Annotated in this window: 13 protein-coding genes; 4 read left to right on the plus strand and 9 right to left on the minus strand. The window is 63.8% G+C overall.

The window, feature by feature from the left end; all coding sequences use genetic code 11:
- Positions 1–9 precede the first annotated feature (9 nt).
- Together WFK61_RS05235 and WFK61_RS05240 are read left to right on the plus strand one after the other, a co-directional pair.
- Positions 10–1,596, plus strand: a complete 1,587-nt coding sequence (locus WFK61_RS05235; protein ID WP_336810468.1) for a ShlB/FhaC/HecB family hemolysin secretion/activation protein — start codon at positions 10–12, stop codon at positions 1,594–1,596.
- A 29-nt stretch (positions 1,597–1,625) separates the two neighbouring features.
- Positions 1,626–2,336 (plus strand): SapC family protein, encoded by a 711-nt coding sequence (locus tag WFK61_RS05240; protein WP_336810469.1) that lies wholly within the window; start codon positions 1,626–1,628, stop codon positions 2,334–2,336.
- Positions 2,337–2,364: 28 nt separating this feature from the next.
- Here WFK61_RS05240 and WFK61_RS05245 read toward each other — a convergent pair whose 3' ends face one another.
- From WFK61_RS05245 to WFK61_RS05255, 3 genes are all read right to left on the minus strand, one after another.
- Positions 2,365–3,150, minus strand: coding sequence for a hypothetical protein (locus tag WFK61_RS05245; RefSeq protein ID WP_336810470.1), 786 nt, complete (start codon positions 3,148–3,150; stop codon positions 2,365–2,367).
- Between the two features lie 287 nt (positions 3,151–3,437).
- Positions 3,438–4,028, minus strand: a complete 591-nt coding sequence (locus WFK61_RS05250) for a TetR/AcrR family transcriptional regulator (protein WP_336810471.1) — start codon at positions 4,026–4,028, stop codon at positions 3,438–3,440.
- Between the two features lie 162 nt (positions 4,029–4,190).
- The gene (locus WFK61_RS05255; RefSeq protein WP_336810472.1) at positions 4,191–7,523 is read right to left on the minus strand and encodes an autotransporter domain-containing protein; all 3,333 of its coding nucleotides are present in this window, start codon (positions 7,521–7,523) and stop codon (positions 4,191–4,193) included.
- Between the two features lie 387 nt (positions 7,524–7,910).
- Between WFK61_RS05255 and gmd the strand changes: the two genes are divergently transcribed.
- Both gmd and fcl read left to right on the plus strand, forming a co-directional pair.
- Positions 7,911–8,978 carry a GDP-mannose 4,6-dehydratase gene (gene gmd, locus WFK61_RS05260; protein ID WP_336810473.1) on the plus strand — a complete coding sequence of 356 codons (1,068 nt, stop codon included), beginning with the start codon at positions 7,911–7,913 and terminating at the stop codon, positions 8,976–8,978.
- A 385-nt stretch (positions 8,979–9,363) separates the two neighbouring features.
- A complete protein-coding gene (fcl, locus tag WFK61_RS05265; protein ID WP_336810474.1) occupies positions 9,364–10,323 on the plus strand; it encodes a GDP-L-fucose synthase in 960 nt (319 codons plus the stop codon).
- A 231-nt stretch (positions 10,324–10,554) separates the two neighbouring features.
- Here the strand turns inward: fcl and WFK61_RS05270 are convergent, their stop codons facing one another.
- The 6 genes from WFK61_RS05270 to WFK61_RS05295 are packed head-to-tail and all read right to left on the minus strand — an operon-like array spanning position 10,555 to position 16,875.
- Entirely contained in the window at positions 10,555–11,634 is a 1,080-nt protein-coding gene (locus WFK61_RS05270) for a glycosyltransferase family 2 protein (RefSeq protein WP_336810475.1), read from the minus strand.
- Positions 11,631–12,476, minus strand: coding sequence for an alpha-1,2-fucosyltransferase (locus tag WFK61_RS05275; protein WP_336810476.1), 846 nt, complete (start codon positions 12,474–12,476; stop codon positions 11,631–11,633). Before WFK61_RS05275 ends, WFK61_RS05270 begins: the two co-directional genes overlap by 4 nt.
- A 43-nt stretch (positions 12,477–12,519) precedes the next feature.
- Entirely contained in the window at positions 12,520–13,497 is a 978-nt protein-coding gene (locus WFK61_RS05280) for a glycosyltransferase (protein ID WP_336810477.1), read from the minus strand.
- Positions 13,498–13,505: 8 nt separating this feature from the next.
- The gene (locus WFK61_RS05285) at positions 13,506–14,564 is read right to left on the minus strand and encodes a glycosyltransferase family 10 domain-containing protein (RefSeq protein WP_336810478.1); all 1,059 of its coding nucleotides are present in this window, start codon (positions 14,562–14,564) and stop codon (positions 13,506–13,508) included.
- Between the two features lie 38 nt (positions 14,565–14,602).
- A complete protein-coding gene (locus tag WFK61_RS05290; protein WP_336810479.1) occupies positions 14,603–15,913 on the minus strand; it encodes a glycosyltransferase family 4 protein in 1,311 nt (436 codons plus the stop codon).
- A gap of 32 nt (positions 15,914–15,945) precedes the next feature.
- Positions 15,946–16,875, minus strand: a complete 930-nt coding sequence (locus WFK61_RS05295; RefSeq protein ID WP_336810480.1) for a class I SAM-dependent methyltransferase — start codon at positions 16,873–16,875, stop codon at positions 15,946–15,948.
- Between the last annotated feature and the right edge of the window lie 439 nt (positions 16,876–17,314).

Genomic DNA, 17,314 nt, shown 5'->3' on the forward strand with positions numbered 1-17,314 from the left:
GTTCTTCTGTTGGGTTGTGCGTCCGGGTCCGCTTCGGCACAGGTCGTCTCGCGCACGATCGAGAACGAGGCCGAGCGGCAGCGGCTGGAGATCGAGCGCCGCATCGCGCCGCAGCGCCAGAGCGGCCCCGGCGTGGTCGCGGCGCCAGCCGGGCCGCGACTCGAGTTTCCCGCTGGCGGCGCCAGCGTGGTGCTGACGCGCATCGACTTCGATGCCTCGCGCTTTCTCGATGCAGCCGAGCTCGATGCCATCCGGGCGCGCTATGTCGGCCGCAGCGTCGATCTCGCCGAGATCGGCAAGATCCTGCAGGCGGTCAACGATCTCTATGCCGGGAAGGGGCAGATCACCGCGAGCGCGGTGCTGCCGCCGCAGAAGCTCACCGGCGGCGCCCTCAAGATCAACCTCGTCGAGGGCCGCGTCGGCAAGGTTTCGGTTTCGGGAGCGGCCCAGAGCTGGCCCTGGTACATCCGTTCGCAGGTGCCGATCGCCGAGGGGGAGGTGGTCGACACGCCGGAGCTCAATCGCGCGGTCTCGATCTTCAATCGCCTCAACGAGGCGCAGATCAGGGCGCAGCTCAATGCCGGTGCCAGCTTCGGTCTCACCGATCTCGATCTCGGGCTGACCGAGGCGCCGCGCAACCTTGCCCAGATCTCCTTCGACAACCAGGGCGTCCTGTCGACGGGCCGCTATCAGGGCACGCTGTTCCTGAAGCATAGCAACCTGCTCGGCATCGACGACCGGCTGGTCTTCTACGGCTCGCGGACCCGCGGCAGCGTCGTCGGTACCGGCAGCTACACCTTGCCGGTCTCGCCCTGGGGAACGCGGCTCGGCGTCAGCTTCACGCGCTCGGGCTATCACATCGTCAATGGCGCGATCCGCGAATTGCGTCCGAAAGGCGTTTCGGAGACCGGCTCGCTCACCCTGTCCCAACCGATCTTCGCGACCGAGTCCATGCTTCTGCAGGCGACAGGCGCGGCCGGCCTGGGCACCGGGCGGAGCAAGCAGCTCGACTTCACGACCGTCGATACCCGCTATACCCGCGCGAGCGCCGGCGCCGCGCTGAGCGTGAACCTCACGAATCTGAACCACTCATCGACGGTCAACTGGTCGCAGATCGCCCATCACGACAAGCTGGCCGAGAGAAAGCGCAACTACACGATCCTGACCGGCAACACCGCTTCGGTCTGGCGCATCAGCGACGATTTCTACGGCACGCTCATCGGTGCCTGGCAATATACCGGCGAGACGCAGCTGCCGGGCGACCAGATCTTCCAGATCGGCGGGCCGACGACGGTGCGTGGGTATCCGATCGGCTCCGCCTTCGGCAATTCGGGCTTCTATGGCCAGGCGGAGCTGCACTACACGCTGCCGGATATTCTGAAGTCGTTCGAGGTCTTCGCCTTCCTCGATCATGGCCGGACCTATGCCAACCCCAATTTCATGATGCGCGCCACGTCCGTCGGCGCCGGGCTGATCTGGCGCCCGCTGGAATGGGCCACGCTGGAAGGCGGCATCGGGCGGCCGCTCGAACGTGTCTCGGCCGCCCAGCGCGACGCGGAACTGTATTTCCGCCTGACGCTGCGCAAGACCATCTGATATCGATCGACCGCCATCAGGACAGGACCATGGCCGCTCTGCCGCTTTTCTACACCAGCATCGCCGCGCTCGACCGAAACACGCATCGCGAGGCTCGCCTGGCGCCCGTCGACAAGCCCTATGCCTTCGCGGCCCAGGCCCATGTCCTGCCCGCACTGATGGCGGAATTCGTGCCCGGCTGCCGTGACATGCCGATCCTGTTTCTGGACGAAGGCGGCACCGTCTCGCCGCTCTTCATGGTCGGGATGCGCCCAGGCGAAAGCCGCTTCGTCGATGGCGACGGGCGCTGGCGCGGCCTGCATGCGCCGGCCTATCTGCGGCGCTACCCCTTCATCGGCGGCGACGTCTCGGCCGAGCAGCAGATCATCTGCGTCGATGGCGGCTATGCCGGGCTGCAGAACGAGGCGGGCGAGCGGCTGTTCGGCGAGGATGGCGAGCCGGCGGAGGCTTTGCAGCGCGTCATCGGCTTCGTCGCCGAATATGCCGAGGCGGCCAAGGCGACGGGGGCTTTCACAGCTGCGATGAAAGAGCTCGACCTGTTCCAGACGATCAATATCGACATTCGCGCCGGCGACGGCACGACATCGAGCTATAGCGGCTTCTCGGCGATCGCCGAAGACCGGCTCAACGCGCTGTCCGACGAGGTCTGGCTCGATCTGCGGCGCAAGGGCTATCTCGTGCCGATCCACGCGCATCTGATCAGCCTGGCGAATTTTGCCCTGCTCGGCGATCGCCTCTAGAAGGCGGAGTGAAAACGCCCGCCTCCAATCAATGAGGCGGGTTCGCCCGGGTCTCTTCGGCTTTCGGGCCGAGCATCTCGGCGGCGAGCGCCGAGGCGCTTCTGCTGACGGTCGCCTCGAAGGCGTCGTCGAGGATGGCCAGCTTCATCGCCTGCATCTGCGCGTATTCGGCGCGGAAAGCCCGGGACAGCCAGAGCCTGGAATGGCCGGGGGCCCCGCTCCAGCCCAGCGCGCCGACCGCGACCGCGGCGGCGAGCGTTCGGCCGGCATGAGTGCGCGAGAGATTGAGCTTTCGGGCCAGCGCCGAGACCGAGGTGACATTGGTGAGCGCCTGTTCCTGATGCGGGGCCGCCTCGGCATCCAGCCCGCAGATCAGGCGGTCCATCAGGCTCCCGCCATCGTCGATCGAGGCGAAGATCGCATAGGTCGGCGGGGGCGTCCGGATCGTGCGGTTGCCGAGCAGTGCGGCGGCGACCCGCGGCTGCATCTCGATCAGCAGGGCTTCTTCGCGCTGGCGCAGATGCGCGACGCGGTCACCGTCATCGAGCCGATCGAGCGCTCCCAGATGCAGGGCAAACCATTCGGTCAGCGCCGAGAGCGTCGCCGGGGCAGGGACGAACAGGTCGGTTGCGCGGCCGGCGGCCGGAGCGGGCTGGATAATGCCGTAATGCAGGACCTCGGAGAAGAACGCGGCTGCCGTATTCCGGCTCGCCAGGCCGAGAGGCTGCAGATCTTCGAGAAGCTCACGCCGGGACAGGCCCGGCCTCCCGGCCCGAACGCCCCAGAAATGGCGCGCCAGAGCGACATGCGACATCAGCCAGCGCTGCTGCGTGGAAAAGAGTGAGGCCAGCCGCGGTGCGGCTTCGTGGACGGCCAGGAATCCATTGGCAAGGCCGTGGGCGACACGATCGAATCCGGGTATGCTCAGCAACTCCGCTGCCCGGTCTTCCATCGTCCTCATCCTGCCCCCCGACGATCCGCAGCCGTTCCGGCGCTTGAATGATCAAGAGCAGGTTGCACATTTTAGCGCAATTTGAGAATTTTGCCACCTGTCCTTGATCCGGATGTGCCTATCCGGATTTTTGCCGGTCCCGGCGACGGTCAGGGTCGATCGGTCGTGCCGTACAGGATCGCGCCGACCATGGCGCGGTAGCGCAGCTTCAACGTCTCTGGGTCGGTCGGGGGCAGGCTCTGATTGGTGCCGCGCGCGCCGTCCGCGAGCAATTGCGCCAGGGTATCGGCGTCCATATCCGCTCGGAGCCGGAATGTCCGGCGGGCTTGCAATTCCGTGATGAAGCTCGCCAGCTCCACCTGGAAGGACGTCGCGGAGGCGATCATCAGATCACGGCAGCGGCGGAAGGCCTGATCGTTGATCTCGACCGCATGCGGCGATTTCGCGAGACGGCGACGATTATCGCCATAGCGGACGTCCAGCACCGTCGCGAGGACCTCGACGAGATCCGCTCCCTGCTCGAGAACGGATCGCCCCGCCGCCAGCCCGGCGGTCACCGCATAGGCATTGGCCTCCTCGATCAGGAACCGGAAGGCCTCCTCCTTGGAGCCGAAATAGTTATAGACCGTGCGCCGCGTCACATCGATGGCTTCGGCCAGCGCTGACATGGTCAGATGCTGGTAGCCGTGGTCGAGGAACGCGCGTTCCACCCCCGATGCCAATTCGGCGCGTGTAACCATCTGACCTTCCAGGCGGCGCGCGGCGGCCCTGCAAAACGATTCCCGTATCCGGTTCCTCGTTCTCGCTCGGCTGCCTCCGCAGCGCAATCACTCTGTGGGTTGTCGCTTGCTAGGCCCCGGAAGCCAGCCGGTGCCGCCACCCTTGCCCCGATGCCGGTCCGCTCAGAAGCTGACCCTGAGCTGCGCTGCTCCGCCGAGGCGCTTGTCGCTGGCCGAGAGCTCGCCGTCGAGATTGAGGCCGAACGAGACGTTTCCGCTCAGCCTGGCCATGATGCCGGCACTGACGAGCGCGCTGTCGCTGCCGCGTCTGGCCCCGGTTGCTTTGAAGCTCGCGCCAGGCAGCCCGACCAGACTGGCGGTCAGGGCGGCATCACGCTGGAGGTAATGCGCCCAGGCGACTCGGACATGGCCGGCCACGGCGATACCGGCGAACACGGTATCGGCATCGAGCTGCAGGCCGAGCTCGCCGCGCGCCGTCACGCCGTTGCGTTTGGCCAGCGCCAGCGCTCCGGCATTGGCGCCGGCCCAGTTCGCTTCGATCACGGCCGGGCTGCGCGCCCGTGTCCCCTGGACCGCCGCGAGCGGGGAGATCGACAGCCCTCCCCAGTTCAGCACCATCGCGCTTGCCTGCAAGCGGCCGCTCCAGGCCGTGGTCGTATAAGAGGACGATAGGGCTGAGCCGAGCGCCGGGATGCTGCGGCTGACTTCATTGTCGAGACGCGCATGGCTGAGCGCGGCGCCGAAACGTGCCGGCCCGAATTGCGCCGAACCGTAGAGGCCCAGCTGCAAGACATCGGCGTCGACCTTGCCGATCACGCCGGGCAGCGAGGCCTGCGCCTTGCCGCCCGAGACTGCGAGGCCCGCCACGGTGCCCGGCATGAGCCGGATATCGATGCCCGTCGCCAGATGCGCATCGTCGATCACGCGCATGGCCGCACCGATGGCGGCGTTGCCATCGGTGCGGCCATGCGAGCCATAGGCCGCAGCCCAGACCGAGTAGAACGGCATGTCCAGCCGCGAAGCGCCCGCCGGCTGGTCCGCTCCCTTGCGGACGAGGCTGGAATAGCCTGCAGGACCAGGTCCGGCTATGCCGGCTGCGGAACGTCCGGCTGCACCCGGATCCAGCATCGTCCGCAGGAACTGGCCCGAGACGACATGCGCCATTGCCGGCGCCGCTGCATGGATCTCGCCCGAGAGGCTGTTCACCGCCGCCGGGATCGCGGCTGCCGGCAGGTTGTAGATGCCGAACAGCGAGGACGGGTCTGCTCCATTCGCCACGGCCGCATCGATCGCGGTGGCGACAGCATAGGCGTTGCGTGGCGCATTCATTCCCAGGTTCGGCGATGTCAGCGCGTTCGGGCTGAGCGTCAGCAGCACGTCGGTTGCGGTGTAGCTCACCGTCGTGGTGACGCCGGCGCCGAAGCCGGTGGCCGTGTCGAACGTGCCGGCCCGGCCGCCCGTGGCCGAGAGCAGCGTATAGGGGTTGTTGAAGCTGTAATGGCCGCCGAGCGGCACGATCCGGAGCGTCCCCGCCAGCGCGGCCGTGCCGGTCACGTTCACGCGGTCCGCTACCGCCCCCTGAATCTCGGCCAGATAGGTCGAGCCGGGATTGAGGGTCAGATTGCCGTTGACGGTCAGCGTGCCCGGTGAGTTGCCGGGCGAGAGCGTGCCGCCGTTGATCACCGTCGCAGGCAGGTTGCCCGAGCCGCCGAGCGTTGCGCCGGCCGCCACGGTCACCTCGGAAGACGTGGCGATCGAACCGTTGACCAGCAGGGTGCCGCCATCGACAGCGGTCGCGCCGGTATAGCTGCTGATGCCACTCAGGATGAGCGTGCCGGTGCCGGCCTTCGTCAGGGTGCCGCTGCCGGCGATTTCTCCGGGCTGGGTGTAGCGGTCGGTGAAATTGGCGACGATGGCCCCCTCGTTGATGATCGCGCCTGCTACGATGTCGACGATGCCGACGCGGCCGCCATTGCCGATGTTCAGCTGGCCAAGCCTGGCGATCTGGAGATCGCCTGAGGTGATCTGCAGCATGCCGCCCTCGGCGACCGTCAGCGATGTCGGGCCGCTTGCGCCGGGGCTGATCGCAAGGCCGCTGCCGCCGACGCTCCATCGCGAACCGGCTCCCGTCACGAGGGCTTCCACCGTGCCCGTGCCGCCGATCAGGCTGGCGCCACCGGTGCCGGTGAGGGCGCCGCCACCCGAAACGGTGAGGAAGGTCGTTCCGGCCATGCTGTCGACCAGCGTGATGCCCGCGGTGATGGACGAGCCGGCGCCGTCGACCGTGAGGCTGGAGGCGACGACGAGGGCTCCTCCGCTATTGTCGAGCCGGCCGCCCTGATCGACGCGGAGTGCGCCCCCCATGAGCTGGATATCGCCGCCGAAGGTCAGCGAGCCGCCGCGGATGATGAATGCCCCGCCGATGCAGGCGCAGGTGATGAAGCCGCCGCCCAGCGCGCCGGTCCCCGTATAAATCTGCGTTCCCGCGCCGGTGAAGCCCAGAGAGCCATCGCCGGAGAAGCTGCCCGAGAAGGTCCGGCTGGCGTCGCTCCATCCGGTGATCAGCGTCGCGCCGGCACCGATCTCGACGGCGCCCGCGCCGGAGAGCGAGCCGACTGCTGCGACGACGGCGAAGCTGGAGATTTCGAGCGTGGCTCCGGCCGCGATCGCGACATTGGAATCCAGTGAGAAGCTTCCGACGCTGTCGCCGACCAGCCGGCCAGCCGCGATCACCGTGTCTCCGGTATGGCTGTTGGCGCCGGACAGGGTCAGCGTGCCGGCGCCGAGCTTGGTCAGGCCGCCGGGGCCGGAAAAATCGGTGGCGATGCCGATATTGTAGCCGTTGCTGTCGATGAACGCGCCGTTGCTCCCGATCGTCAGCGCGGTGAAGCCGTCGAGATAGCTCGCCTCGTCGCGCGTCGCCCGCAACACGCCGCCATTCAGATTGAGCGTGGCGCTGCCCGGGCCGGCAAAGAGCTGACCGGTTTCCAGCACGCCGCGCCCGCCGGCAGCGCTGCCGAGAAGATCGAGCGTTCCGGTTGATCCGGCATTGCTGGCGAAGAACGTTATGACCGAGCTGACATTGCCGCCCGCTGTGATGGCGAGAGTGCCGGTACCGAAATTGCCGACATGAAGCGCGTTGTCGTTGCTCCAGGTCGAGCCGGCGCCGGAGACCGTTACGGCGCCGTTTGCGTTCAGCGAATATCCGATCCGGCCAGCCTGACTGGTCACGGTGCCGCCATCGGCAATGGTCAGCGTTCCATCGGCGTCGCGGCCCACCTCGAGATCGGCTCCGACATTCCAGGTGGCGAGTGGCGGCGCAGGAATGCCGGGGTTGATGCCGCCTGTCCCGGTCACGGACTGGGCGAAGGACGAAGCGGGCACGATCAGGACCGCGGCCAGCAGGGTCAGCGCAGTGCCTGCCAGCAGACGCGAAACGAGCGGCGCCTCGCGCCTGCTTTCGATCGAGGCGCTCCGGTTCTTCGACCTCTGCAAAGGACTTCTCCCCCAGCCCGTGCAAGCTTTGTCTTTGCGGGGGGCAAGACGCTACGGCAACCTCCCGGATGCCGCGGCAGGCTGACTATTTTTGACGGGGGCATCGCGGGATGGCGCGTTCGGGGCGTGTCAGGCCTTCACAAAGCCGGATCAACTTCACTTGCGGGCGTGACTTGAAGATGGTCTTGCCGCTATAGGTCCCAAGGAAATCGGTCGCCGCCGCAGGGCTTGAACAGCCTCAGGTCTGTCGGAGACCTCAACCCTTGAGAGGATGGGGCCATGACGAGCAAAGCGACATATAAATTCTTGCCTCAGGTCATCGCAGCCTGAACCAAACAGAACGGCCTCCGGAGAGCCGGTGCGCTTCCAAACGGACGGATGACAATCTTGCAGAAACGAGCACTTATCACCGGCGTGACGGGACAGGACGGCGCCTATCTCGCTGAACTGCTGCTATCGAAGGGATACGCCGTCTGGGGGGTTAAGCGGCGTTCGTCTTCTTTCAATACGGGGCGTATTGATCATCTATTCAAGGATGAGCATGAAGAGGATACCCAGTTTCGGCTAGTCTATGGCGACATGACCGACTCGACGAATCTGATCCGGATCATTCAGGAAATTCAGCCGGACGAAATTTACAACCTTGCCGCGCAGAGCCACGTGCAGGTCAGCTTCGAGACGCCGGAATATACTGCGAATGCCGACGGAATTGGCACCCTCCGCATTCTCGAAGCGATCCGGCTCTTGAAGCTGGAAGGCAAGACCCGCTTCTATCAGGCCTCGACCTCCGAGCTTTATGGCAAGGTGCAGGAGACGCCGCAGAAGGAAACCACCCCCTTCTATCCGCGCAGCCCCTATGCCGCCGCCAAGCTCTATGCCTACTGGATCACGGTGAACTATCGCGAAGCCTACGGCATGCATGCGTCGAATGGCATTCTGTTCAACCATGAGAGCCCGATCCGCGGCGAAACCTTCGTGACCCGCAAGATCACGCGCGCCGTCGCGGCCATCGAGCTGGGCCAGCAGAAGAGCCTCTATCTCGGCAATCTCGATGCCAAGCGCGACTGGGGCCATGCCCGCGATTATGTCGAAGGCATGTGGCGGATGATGCAGCAGGACCAGCCAGACGACTACGTGCTAGCCACGGGTGAAACGCATTCCGTGCGCGAGTTCGTGGAACTCGCCTTCGGCGAGCTCGGCCGCACCATCATCTGGAAGGGTGAAGGCGTGGACGAGGTTGGCACCGACGGCAAAACCGGCGCCGAGCTGGTGAAGATCGATCCGCGTTACTTCCGTCCGACCGAGGTGGACCTGCTGCTGGGCGACCCGTCCAAGGCGAAGGCGAAACTTGGTTGGCAGCACACAACGCCGTTCCGTGAGCTGGTGAAGGAAATGGTGACGAGCGATCTGGAAGAGGCTCGCCGCCACGCGGGGAGCCAGCTGGCTGGAGCTTGAACGACGGCGCGGACATTTGTTACGGGCGGCTCTGGCACAATTGGTAGCAACCCGCTTGACCGCCTTACCAGCACGCGCTGACGCTTTCCAGCGCCAGCGTCGATCCACTGAATCAGGTGGCTCAGCTGAATTGATTTCGCGCCAGCGCGCTGGATGTGATCATCCACTGCGCCGGTCACATGAGCGGAATTCAGGCCGGCATACGTGAGCCTGTGACCTTCCTGGCGCGCAGTCTGGCCGCCCGCGAAGCAAGCGTGATCCGGTTTTTCCTGCAGCCGCTGCTTGTCTATGTGAAATGGGGCTCGGGCGGAGTACGCCTTCCTTGTAGTCCACCCTGCGAAACGATATTTGCCACGGATCGTTGTCGCGAAAAGGCGCCTCGCTCATGCCGAACAGACTCTACGACTTAGCAGGGAAGAAGGTCTGGGTCGCCGGCCACCGGGGAATGGTGGGGTCGGCATTCGTCCGCGCGCTGGAAGCACGGGGTATCGTGCCGGTGACGGCGAGCCGCGCCGATGTGGATCTGCGGCGGCAGGCTGAGGTCGAGGCCTGGATGAGCCGCGAACGCCCCGAAGTTGTCCTTCTGGCCGCGGCGAAGGTTGGCGGCATCCTCGCCAACCAGACTTACCCGTCCGACTTCCTGTTCGACAACCTCGCGATCGCGACGAACGTCATCCATGCGGCGGCATCGTTTGGCGTCGAGAAGCTCCTGTTTCTCGGCTCGACCTGCATCTATCCGAAATTCGCCGAGCAGCCGATCCGCGAGGAAGCGCTTCTGACCGGGGCGCTGGAGCCTACCAACGAGTGGTATGCCATCGCGAAGATCGCCGGCCTGAAGCTCGCCGAAGCCTATCGCCGGCAGCAGGGTTGCGATTTCATTTCGGCGATGCCGACGAATCTCTATGGCCCGAACGACAATTTCGACCTGAAGTCGAGCCACGTCCTGCCCGCCTTGCTGCGAAAGATCCACGACGCCAAGACGCAAGGCATCGCTTCGGTCGAGATCTGGGGCAGCGGCACGCCGCGCCGGGAATTCCTGCATGTGGACGACCTCGCCGAGGCGAGTCTCCATATCGTCGAGCACTATTCCGACACCCTGCATCTCAATGTCGGCACGGGCGTCGATGTCACCATTCGCCAGCTCGCGGAGCAGATTGCCGAGGTCGTCGGCTATGAAGGCGGTTTCGTGTTCGATCCGACCAAGCCCGACGGCACGCCGCGGAAATGCACGGACGTCTCGCGCCTGACGGCCTTGGGCTGGCGCCCGCGTTTCGACCTGCGGACGGGCATCGAGATGACGTATCGCTGGTTCCTGTCGCAGAGCGAGATGCTCGAGCGCGCCTGATCGTTCTCCGGACTTGGGTAGAGGCCGCCATTCAAGGAGGCGGATGATCCGTCACAGTTCTCGGGATGTGCAGATCGTCGGGGTGGCGTGTCGCTCGCTGGAGGGATTGGGCGGGCTGATTACCTGTCCCGATACGCCGGCCTCTCTCGCACTGCCTTCATCCAGTTTCCGACGTAGCAGACCCCCAGTAAAGCTGGGGGCGCAGTGCACGGACTAAATCGTCGCCACGACCTAGCGGCTACCCTTGGAACTTGCACTTGCCCGGGCGCGCCGCAGTTTTCCAGAAAGGAGCTGCAGGGCGACGGCTGGGTGCCGCACGAGCGCAAGCGTGAGCTGCCCGCACGACGCGCGCCACTGCCGCTGCGCCCACAAGCCGCGCGCAGCACGCATCAGGAAGTGCGCCAGGCGCGGATCCCGCCGCGTTTTGGTGGACAGTTGCGCATAGTCACGCAGGGCCTGCTCGATCGTCGCGAGGTCGGCGAGGGAGAGCATGTTGTGTTTTCGGACGAAGAGGTCGGCGTCGATATCGTATCGGAGGGCAGGGGGGAAAAGCTCGACCGTGCTTTCGTTGATCGTGTCGATATTATCGGTGGAATCTGCCAGTCCTTCGGCCCGTGCGCGATGCGCAAGCCGAGCGACGAGCGCTGTCAACTTTTGCTGCTGGCTGTGCTGGAATGACACTTTCTCGGCATGCTGTCGGTAGTGCAGCACGGGGACGGCGATATTCTCGATGGCGTAGCCCGCGTCGTAGACCCTCAACCAAAGATCGTAGTCTTCGGCATGCTTGTACTGTCGGCGGTAGCCTCCCAGGTTACTGACGACCTCGCGCCGCATGATCACCGCTGGATGTGCCAGGGGGGAATCCAGCTTCAGAAGACGGACCAGCTCGGCGCCACCGGTGGGATAGTCGCCCCTGCGGATCGGCGCGCCGGCGTCGTCAATGAGAACGATGAAGCCGCCAACCACTGCGAGGTCCGGCCGGTTCTCGAAGCGGGTGACTTGAAGCTCGAAACGCCGTGGCAGGGAAATGTCGTCCGCGTCCATGCGGGCGATCAGCGGCGCCCGAGCCAGCGCAATCCCGCGGTTGAGGGTGTCGACCAGCCCGCGATTCTCCTGATGAACGGAGCGGATACGCGCATCCCGCGCCGCATAATCGTCGACGATCGCACCGCTGCCGTCGCGGGAGCCGTCATTGATGATGATGAACTCGAAATCCGTGAAGGTCTGGGCGAGAATGCTCTCAATGGCTTCGGCAAGGAAACGCTCGCCGTTGTAAACCGGCAAAACAACACTGAGGGCCGGTGTGCTCATTTGAGGATGATCCAGCCTTCGGGGTAGAGGTCCATCACATTGGTCGTCGCCAGTTTCTCGCTCGTGAACCACTGCCCCGGCGCAATGACGATCTTGTCGGGCGACGGATTGAGCCAAGCCCCCCACCACGAATAGGAACTGTTCGCGATGATATGGTGGTGGCAACGGGCCATGAGGAACATATCCTCCCAGCTGCGTGCGGGGTCCGTTCGCACGACACGGGAGCGCGGCAGGTCGGCAAAGGCCTGCTCCACGAAGTCGGGCGCGTCCGAAAACAGGAAAAAGTCGACCTCTTCGCCGAGGATGCGCCGCATGAGTTCGGTGGCGCGACGGTAATAACCATCGCCGAGGGTCGTATGGACGGCGGCGGTATCCGGGTTGCTCACATAATCGCCACGGCGCACGTGAAGCGACACGCTGCGCCGCGACGCGCCGATATGATCGGACCAGCCTTGGGCTGCGGTCCCAAGGGGCTCGGCAGGCCGGAAACGCTCACGAAGCACGCCTTCGCAGCCCGTGAAGTAGAGCGGGCTCTGAAAATAGCCGTCGAGCGTGATTTCGTCCCCTGAAAGGGCGAAGAAGTTCTTGTCGAAATGAAAGTGCGGCTCGCGATAGGCGCCCTCGCGCTGCGTACCTCGCCGCATCAGGCGTCGGATGAAGGGAGCATTCAGGGCCCATCCATTGCGCAGATGCTCCGAGCTGTCGGTATGGATATCCTGCGGTAAACAGAGCCGGCTAAGTTCGTAAGCACGTAAAGCATAGCTTTCGAAGGCCGACACATCCATCAGCACATGTGCTTCCCGTTCATGCGCCAGACCGCAGGCCGCGGCGTACTGAAACATCTGGTTGCCCAGACCACCAACGAGGCGAGCAACGACAGTCCGACTAGCCAACGAAACGGCTCCGATCATTCAAAAAGACGCGACGCAAGCGCCACAGGCCGTAGCGCCCCAGCATACCAGCAAGCGCTCCCCAGAGGTCGGCCCGGCTCGTGAAGAGAGATCGAGCCAGGGGGCTACTATGGTTCTGCAGCACCTTATAAAAAGCTTCCGCGCGGCTGGGGGTGGTGAAACTGGGCAGCATGAACAACAGGGCGCGCTTACGCAGGTTCGCACGAAAGGCTGGATCCGAGCCAGCCACTTCCTGCCACTTCTCATAATAGATCAGTTGCTGAAGGAAGAAATCGGCTGCCCGGCCCTGGGCATTGCGCCGCTGCACACTGCTGCCGTGAATCCGGAGCGCCACCAGGGGCTCCAGCGCATAGTCGAAATGCGTTGCATATGCCAGCCGCAGCCACATGTCCGCATCCGCTCCGTGGAACAGACGCTCGTCGAACAAGCCGATCTGGTGAAGGACAGCGCGCCGCACGACGATCGCCGATGCGGAGCCGGATACAGCATAGTCATTGACAAGAATGTCCCAGAATATGTTGCCCTTCTTGCTCGGCTTCGCCACGTAGCCGTCCTCGATGGCAGTCCCGGCCTCATCGATCAGTTTATACCCGCAATGGACGACACCGACGCGGGCATCAGCATAGGCAAAGACATCCATCTGGGTGCGCAGCTTGGATGGCATCCACACATCGTCGGCATCGAGGAACGCAAGGTACTCTCCCGTCGCTGCCCTGAGGCCGCCGTTGCGCGCCGACGCTTCGCCGCCGTGGGCCAGGCACAAATGCTCGACCATGGGGAAATTCTGGGAGAGCAGCTGGGCGATCTCGGGAGTTGCGTCCGTTGAACCGTCATCGCAAATGAGAATGCGGGCCGGCGCCAGTGTCTGGCGAACGGCCGAGAGCACGGCCTCTTCCAGGAACCGCGCGCCATTATAGACGGGGATGATGACGTCGATACGCGGGTCGCTCATCGTTCAGCTCACGGACCGGAAGACCGCCGGAGGAAACGCTTGGCTCGTTGCTCCAACCGGTGAAGCGCGGGATGCTGCTCGGCGATAACCTGGGCATCGAGCCACAGGCGCTGCTTCAGTGCCCCGAAACGCTCGGCCGCGTGAATTTCCTCCTTCTGATCCAACATGACTATGGGCCCGGCGCCGGCGATTTGCCGCGCGAGACGGGCCAGCATGGCGAACAGGTTATGCTCGTACAGGACGCGCCGGCGCGCTTCGGCGAGCGCTGCTCGGGAACGTTCTGCGAGATCCGATTCGATCACCCGTTTAATTGTCCTGACGGCAGCTTCGGGGTCGCGGATATCGATCGACACCAGCGCCTCGGCCGGGAAATAGTCGCTGACGTTGGTGCAGCCGTGGTAGATCGGAAATGTCATGGTCAGAAATGGATCGGACAGTTTCTCGGTCCAATAATACGGGCCGGAAAAATTCTCGATGGCGATGTGATACCGATACGGCGCCAGAACCTCCATCTTGTCGACAAAGGTGTTTATCCCACGCCCGTAATAATCCATCTCCGATCCGAAATAAGTCTTGAGCCGGTGGAAAAAATCCAAGCGCTCGCGATGGTCGGCCGTGAAGCTCTTATTGGACGAAACGACCGAGACGAGCTTGGTCTTCTGCGGTTCGAACTGCTCGAAGAAGCGCAGGTCATAGGCGTGATCGGTTCGCCGGCCGGTTTCCTCAAAGGACCCGACGTGCCACGGCAGCCCCACCTGCGACAGGATCACGTGTGGATGGGAGGTCTGCGCATCCGTCGTCAGGATGGCGCCGAACTGGTCGAGATAAGGCGCCGGGCCATAGTGTTTGACGGTGGCCGGTTCAGTCGCGACGAGCATACGGCGCTGTCGCGGCACCTGAGTCTGATAGGGGCACCAGCTTGGCATGACGTCGAGGACGACGAGAAAGTCGTAGTCCTGCGTCGCCGCATCGAACAGGAACTGCACGCCATCGAACAGGCCGTCCCGATTGGGGAACTGGCGCAGCCAGGGATCGTCGTGCCGCGAGAGGAATTTGACTCTTAACATGCTCGCAGACCCAGAGGAGGCCACCCGATCACTCAGAATCAGGTGTTTTGCGCGGCCACAGGCCCGCAGAGAATTTCTTCGTACTGTTCGGATATGCGCTGCCACGTGAAGTGTGTACGCCAAGCTTCACGCCCACGGCGCCCCATCTCTCTCAGTCTCTCGCGATCCTCCATGGCGCGTCGCATCGCCTCGGCAAGATCGGCAGGCACGACGCGTGTGAAGCCCCGGGCATCGACAGGCGCCGGGCATATCAGCCCAGCCCCTGTGCGGCGAGCAATTTCCTCCGCGTTGCCGACCGGAACCGAGAGAAAGGGCGTGCCGGCGGCAGCGGCCTCGTACAGCACGAGCGGGGAGTACTCGATATTGGACGCAAAGACAAAGAGGTCGGCCGTCTTGTAGGCATCGACGAGTTCGTCGCGCGGAAGGTCGGTGAGGAGAATCTGTTTGCCCGGCTGGGAAGCTGCGACCTGTGTCCAGTGTCGAATCTGCCCCTCGACGTCGCTCGCGCCGCGGCCCTCCAACTTCGCCCGTACCCGCTGAACCGTGGCCCAGAGCCCCTCGTCGCGCAATGTCCGCACCAGATGTCGCCCCAACTGGCCGGCAAGTTGGCGTCGCCCGGGCGGCTGCGCTGCGGGCGATCGAGGCCTGTTGGCGTTGAGAATGAGCGTCGATGCAGCTCCGCCGGTGTCCATTCTGGCAAAGGCCTCGGCGGTCTCCGTATGGCCCTTGATGCTGGTGAGGCTCCCCACCGACAGGAAGACGAACGCATTCGCATCGATGCCGAGGCGCTCCCGCAGATCGGAACGCGGCTCTTGGTTCATGAACTCCTGCTCGCAGGCGCCGTTGGGGACGAGGCTCAAATTCCGCATGCCCGCCTGACGAACGAAGGCGATATCCCGATAGTCCTCCGAATAGAAGATGAAATGGTCGAGCAGTGGCAAGAGGTCCCGCATCTGTTCGTAGTAGGCCGCGAAATTCTGATCGTAGAGACCTGAAAAGCCACAGGGAATGAAGACCTTGCGGCTCGTGAGCGTGGGAAGGGTTGGCCAGAGCGCGTCAAAGGTCCATTGCTGCGCCGCCTTGACGAGCACCGCATCGGCACCGAAGTTTGCGACGAAGCGCTGGTAACGCTCGACCTCGCCTTCAAGCCCCGAGACGAGGTTGCCGGCAACCGCGAATTCTTCGATCCTAACCCCGTTATGGACAAGGGCCGTCCTATTCGGAAGGCCGGTGGTGGCGACGGTGACCTCATGTCCCCGCTTGATGAGGCGCTCCGCAACCTGGCGCATCACCTCCTGCACGCCGCCGACGCTCGGATGATAGAACTCGCAACAGAAAAGTAGGCGCATGCCGGCGCGGTTCCTGCAAAGACCAACGAGAGCTAGCTACGTTTCCGGCCCAGAACAACGTAGCCGGCCGTGAACTGTTCGACCATGTAGCGCTCATCGAGGCTCGCCAGAATTCTGGGCAGGTCCTCGGTCATGGGCCCGACGAGGCTAGCTTCGAGCGATCGAGGGTCTGCTTTGCTCAAAACATTGCCGATGCGGTTGCATTCCTGCGCCACATGCTGGAAAAGCCCGCCCAGCGGCGTTATCTCCACCGCATCCACACCGAATTCCTCAAAGACGCGGCGATAGAACCAGGGCGTGAAGCCGCTGTAGTAGTGATGTGGCTCCTGGTGCAAGCCACAGCCGAGCGGTGCGCTGACGACAAGCAGGCCACCGGGCTTCAGAACGCGCACCAGCTCCCGCAAGGCGCCTACGGGATCAGGCACATGTTCGAGAACTTCGGTGCACACGACGGCGTCAAACTCGCCCTCCTGAACAGGAATGCTCGTAATATCGCAAACATAGTCGATATGCCCGTAGCGCCACTCCTCACGCTGGGGCCCCTCGGCTGTGCCGTCGTACTGCACAAAGTCCTGCGCCATGTACTTTGTGTGTGCGAACAGGGGCTTGTACTGACATTCGCCAGCTCCGGCATCCAGCACCTTCGCACCTGCCGGAATGGTTCCGGCTACCTTTGCGAGCCACTCACCTCTCTGCAGGGCCGCTGCCCCCACGATCTGCTCGATCGGCCTGTTACGCTCCAAATCCCTCCCGAACTCGGCCAAAGCCGCCGGGTCGAGCAAGTCGCGCCGAGAAGGCTGAGCGTCCCGCCCCTGAAACATCGCCTGACGCATCGACGACAACACGGTCTTCCGGCCGAGCTCGCTGGCAACGACACGGCGGAGAACCGAACCGATTGCCGAGCCGAGGCTCTCGGCAACGGACAATTTTACATTTGCGAGCTTCACTTGCGCGGTGTCCATGCTTCGTTGCTAACGAAAATCGTATTGATTTACGTATCAGCATATCGCCGATACATCTCTGAGAAAATATTCTAGAGTTTTGACGTCGTGCGTCTCAACACAAATGAGCCAATGTCGACCGGTCGCTTCATGGCGCCTTCACCTTCTCAGGAGCCGGTGTCTCCGGCAAATCCAAGGCGGCTCAGACTCTCGTGCTACAACTTCCTGAACCAATAGCAGCCGCATCCATACTCCTGGCTACGCACCAGTTCGTCGCCCGGTCCGACCAGATAACCATCCGGAGCCGGACCGTCTGGTATTAGGGCAAACTCCATTAGGCGCAATTTGCCTAGAGCGTGTCCGCTTTACTCGGGTTCATATCCGCACGATCTGAAGTAGTTTGCGCATTCTTGTGGTTCGAACAGCGTGACGATATGGCTGATGGAATTCCATAAGCCGT

It is taken from the genome of Allobosea sp. MMO-172, assembly GCF_037147855.1.
Classification (GTDB): Bacteria; Pseudomonadota; Alphaproteobacteria; order Rhizobiales; family Beijerinckiaceae; genus Allobosea.